We start from the raw sequence: 721 nt of genomic DNA, 5'->3' as shown, positions 1-721 counted from the left end.
GGAGACACGGACGACATCATCGCCTTGCGCGCGGCACTTGCCGCTGCCGAGGCGCGTGCCGAGGTCGCGGAAGCCCGTGCGGCCAGCGCCGAAGCGCAGGTTGCCCATCTCAAACATCTTATCGCGCGGATGCGCCAGGACCGTTTCGGCGCCTCGTCGGAGCGGGGGCGCCGCCTGCTGGCCCAACTCGAACTCGAACTGGAAGAACTGGAGACGACGCTCGCCGAGGACGCGCCCGAAAATGCGGCGGATCCCGCTGTCCGCACGACAGCACCCCGGAGCAACCGGGGACGCCAGCCCCTGCGTGCCGACCTGCCGCGCGAGCGGGTCGTCATCCCCGCACCGACACAGTGTCCGTGCTGTGGCAGCGATCGTCTGAGCAAACTGGGGGAGAGCGTCACCGAGACGCTGGAGGTGATCCCGCGCCAGTTCAAGGTCATCCAAACGGTGCGGGAGAAGTTCACCTGCCGGGACTGCGAGAGCATCACCCAGCCACCCGCCCCCTTCCATCCGATCGCGCGCGGACGCGCAGGCCCATGGCTGCTGTCGACCATTCTATGCGACAAGTTCCTGCAGCATCTGCCGCTGAACCGCCAGAGCGATGCCTTTGCCCGCGAAGGGATCGATCTCGACACATCAACGCTGGCCGACTGGGTGGGAGCCTGCACCGCGACGCTGGCCCCCCTGACTACGCTGATCCGGGCGCATGTGCTGGCGGCAC

1 protein-coding gene is annotated in these 721 nt (G+C 68.0%); it reads left to right on the top strand.

The annotated features are described in order from the left end of the window. Window positions 1-15: 15 nt before the first annotated feature. A partial coding sequence (locus AABE20_RS11235) for an IS66 family transposase zinc-finger binding domain-containing protein (RefSeq protein WP_338333147.1) occupies window positions 16-721 on the top strand: 706 nt, incomplete at its 3' end.

Origin of the sequence: Acetobacter zythi, from assembly GCF_963921165.1 — a bacterium.
GTDB lineage: Bacteria > Pseudomonadota > Alphaproteobacteria > Acetobacterales > Acetobacteraceae > Acetobacter.
Note: the sequence above shows the minus strand (reverse complement) of the source record. Positions and strands in the feature narration are given on the sequence as shown.